The sequence below is a fragment of the Pseudomonas sp. SDO55104_S430 genome (assembly GCF_054070595.1).
Genome location: NZ_JBSVXG010000385.1, coordinates 1 through 3,207, shown reverse-complemented (window position 1 = coordinate 3,207; position 3,207 = coordinate 1). Strand labels below are relative to the sequence as shown.

5 protein-coding genes are annotated in these 3,207 nt (G+C 61.0%); 4 read left to right on the top strand and 1 reads right to left on the bottom strand.

Features of this window, described 5'->3' with window-relative positions; genetic code table 11:
• Positions 1 to 69: 69 nt before the first annotated feature.
• Positions 70 to 792 carry a monofunctional biosynthetic peptidoglycan transglycosylase gene (gene mtgA, locus ACW9JE_RS29810; protein WP_457434795.1) on the bottom strand — a complete coding sequence of 241 codons (723 nt, stop codon included), beginning with the start codon at positions 790 to 792 and terminating at the stop codon, positions 70 to 72.
• 75 nt (positions 793 to 867) lie between these two features.
• On the opposite strand from mtgA, the gene ACW9JE_RS29805 reads away from it, so the two are divergent.
• The 4 genes from ACW9JE_RS29805 to trmB all read left to right on the top strand — a co-directional run bounded on the left by ACW9JE_RS29805 (position 868) and on the right by trmB (position 3,122).
• Complete coding sequence (locus ACW9JE_RS29805; protein WP_224538966.1) at positions 868 to 1,248, top strand: DUF423 domain-containing protein; 381 nt, start codon at positions 868 to 870, stop codon at positions 1,246 to 1,248.
• Between the two features lie 71 nt (positions 1,249 to 1,319).
• Entirely contained in the window at positions 1,320 to 1,520 is a 201-nt protein-coding gene (gene thiS, locus ACW9JE_RS29800; RefSeq protein WP_054044430.1) for a sulfur carrier protein ThiS, read from the top strand.
• 72 nt (positions 1,521 to 1,592) lie between these two features.
• Entirely contained in the window at positions 1,593 to 2,387 is a 795-nt protein-coding gene (locus ACW9JE_RS29795) for a thiazole synthase (protein ID WP_224538968.1), read from the top strand.
• Positions 2,388 to 2,396: 9 nt separating this feature from the next.
• A complete protein-coding gene (gene trmB / locus ACW9JE_RS29790; protein ID WP_224538969.1) occupies positions 2,397 to 3,122 on the top strand; it encodes a tRNA (guanosine(46)-N7)-methyltransferase TrmB in 726 nt (241 codons plus the stop codon).
• The last annotated feature ends 85 nt before the right edge of the window (positions 3,123 to 3,207 follow it).

Here is a 3,207-nt window from a genome sequence, read left to right as displayed (position 1 = left end):
AGGCGCTAGAGATGTTGGATGATCCACCGCAATCGCGAGCAGGCTCGCTCCCACAGTGGGCGATCGCGGTTATTGAGACCACGGCGCCCGACGCGAATCATTGAGCCCTAACAGATAACTATCCCCGCCCAGCTGACTCATCTGCCGCCGAATCCACCCCGCACGCCGCGCGACATAGCTGGTCGGATGGCTCGCGCTCCATACGCGCGGGTTCGGCAATACCGCCGCCAGCAAACTCGCCTGCTGCCGACTGAGATTCCTGGCGCTGGTACCGAAGTGATGCTTCGCCGCCGCTTCTGCGCCAAACACCCCGTCATCCCACTCGGCGCTGTTCAGATACACCTCAAGAATCCGCTGCTTGGGCCACAAAACCTCAATCAACGCGGTAAACCAGGCCTCCAGGCCCTTGCGTACCCAACTGCGACCGGACCACAAAAACAAGTTTTTCGAGACTTGCTGACTCAGCGTACTGGCCCCGCGAACCGAACCACCCAACTCGTTATGGGCCAGCGCAGCGCGGATCGCACCGATATCAAAACCCCAATGCTCGGGAAATTTCTGGTCTTCGCCGGCAATCACCGCGACTTTCAGATCGTCCGAGATCTCTTCCCAGGGCTTCCAGGTACGCTGCAGGTCGATGGGTTCGCCATCGATCCAGGATTCGATTTTGCGCTCGACCATCAGCGCCGTGCCCGGCGGTGGCACGAAGCGAAAGATCAGCACCAGCAATACGCTGCCAGCCATGAACCAGAGCACGGCCTTGGTGAAACGACGGAAATAGATACGCAGCATAGAGATGGCTTGGCCGAACCCGTTGAAGCGGGCCATTATACAGACCCTGTTGATCGAGTCTGACTGGAGTTCTTCATGCTGCGTGGCTTTCTGATGCTGGCCGCTTTCTTCGGTTTCACCGGTGTCGGCCTTGGGGCCTTTGCCGCCCACGGCCTGAAAAACCGCCTGAGCGCCGAGTACCTGGCGATTTTCCACACCGGCGTCACCTATCAACTGGTGCACACCCTGGCGCTGCTGGGCGTCGCGCTGCTGGCCACGCAGATCCCGGGGCGCCTGGTGACATGGGCCGGCGCATCCTTTGCCATCGGCATCCTGCTGTTCTCCGGCAGCCTGTATGTGCTGACCCTGACCGGCATCAGCAAGCTGGGGATCATCACGCCTTTCGGCGGCCTGTGCTTCCTTGCGGGCTGGCTCTGCCTGGGCCTCGCCGCCTGGCGCTTGCCGCTGACCGCCTGACGCTTATTGCTGACCTTTAGGTCACGATCGGGCTAGAATGCCAGCCCTTTAAAATGATGGCGGCATTTGGCATGCGCATTCAGTTGAACGGTGAATCCCTTGAACTGCCCGACGGTGAAACCGTTGCGGCCCTGCTGACCCGTCTGGATCTGACCGGACGCCGGGTGGCGGTCGAACTCAATCTGGATATCGTTCCGCGCAGTCAGCACGCAGACACCACGCTCAACGATGGCGACTCGGTCGAAGTGGTGCACGCCATCGGCGGCGGCTAGTCATCCGGCAAAAGGCCTGCGGCCTCAGCACCAAGCATTCTGCAAGAACCTCACCCCTACAGAGGATTTCCCATGAGCATCGTTCGTAGCGACAAGCCTTTCGTTCTGGCCGGTCGTACTTACCAGTCGCGTCTGCTGGTCGGTACCGGCAAATACCGTGACATGGAAGAAACCCGCCAGGCCATCGAGGCGTCGGGTGCCGAGATCGTCACCTTCGCCGTGCGTCGCACCAACCTGGGCCAGATCGAGGGCGAGCCGAACCTGCTCGAAGTGCTGTCACCGGATCGCTACACTTTCCTGCCGAATACCGCCGGTTGCTATGACGCTGTCGAAGCTGTGCGCACCTGCCGCCTGGCCCGTGAGCTGCTCGATGGCCACAACCTGGTGAAACTGGAAGTGCTGGCGGACCAGAAGACCCTGTTCCCCAACGTGATCGAAACCCTCAAGGCCGCCGAGACTCTGGTCAAGGAAGGCTTCGACGTGATGGTCTACACCAGCGATGACCCGATCATCGCCCGTCAACTGGCGGAAATCGGCTGCATCGCGGTCATGCCGCTGGCCGGTCTGATCGGTTCGGGTCTGGGGATCTGCAACCCGTACAACCTGCAGATCATCCTCGAAGAAGCCAAGATTCCTGTGCTGGTGGATGCCGGTGTCGGCACCGCTTCCGATGCCACCATCGCCATGGAGCTGGGTTGCGAAGCCGTGCTGATGAACTCCGCCATCGCCCACGCGCAACAGCCGGTGATGATGGCCGAAGCCATGAAACACGCGATCGTCGCGGGCCGCCTGGCCTACCTCGCCGGCCGCATGCCGAGAAAACTCTATGCCAGCGCCTCTTCGCCGCTGGATGGTCTGATCAAGTAAGAGCCATTGATGACTGAATCGAACGACACGCCTATCCAGACGGAAGAAGGCGACGAGCGCCAACACCGCCGCATCAAGAGTTTCGTGATGCGCGCCGGGCGCATGACCGAAGGCCAGCAACGTGGCCTGGATCAGGGCACGCCGCTGTTCGTGCTGCCGCTGGCCGATGCGCCGGTGGATTACGACCAGGTATTCGGCCGCTCGGCACCGCGCTCGCTGGAAATCGGTTTCGGCATGGGCCATTCGCTGCTGGAAATGGCGGCGGCCTCGCCGGAGCAGGATTTCATCGGTGTCGAAGTTCACCGTCCGGGTGTCGGTGCGCTGCTCAATGGCGTGCTGACTCAGGGCCTGACCAATCTGCGGGTCTACGATTGCGATGCGATCGAAGTGCTTAACCGTTGCGTCGCCGACAACAGCCTCGATCGCCTGATGCTGTTCTTCCCGGACCCGTGGCACAAGAGTCGTCACCACAAGCGCCGCATCGTGCAGGCTTCGTTCGCCGAACTGGTGCGCAGCAAGCTGAAGGTCGGCGGTGTTCTGCACATGGCTACCGACTGGGAGCCGTACGCCGAGTACATGCTGGAAGTGATGAATGTCGCGCCGGGTTATCGCAACCTCGCCGAAGACGGCAAGTGCGTACCGCGCCCGGCCGAACGCCCGATCACCAAGTTCGAACGCCGTGGCGAACGTCTTGGGCATGGGGTTTGGGATCTGAAGTTCGAAAAGCAGTCTTAAAGACGAACGCTGTACCCAATGTGGGAGCGGGGGTGTTCGCGAAAAGGACATGTTAATCGACAACACTTTTGGACGACACACCGCA

Coding starts and splice junctions, on each gene's coding strand:
- mtgA (WP_457434795.1), bottom strand. CDS start 792: ATGCTGCGTATCTATTTCCGTCGTTTCACCAAGGCCGTGCTCTGGTTC.
- ACW9JE_RS29805 (WP_224538966.1), top strand. CDS start 868: ATGCTGCGTGGCTTTCTGATGCTGGCCGCTTTCTTCGGTTTCACCGGT.
- thiS (WP_054044430.1), top strand. CDS start 1,320: ATGCGCATTCAGTTGAACGGTGAATCCCTTGAACTGCCCGACGGTGAA.
- ACW9JE_RS29795 (WP_224538968.1), top strand. CDS start 1,593: ATGAGCATCGTTCGTAGCGACAAGCCTTTCGTTCTGGCCGGTCGTACT.
- trmB (WP_224538969.1), top strand. CDS start 2,397: ATGACTGAATCGAACGACACGCCTATCCAGACGGAAGAAGGCGACGAG.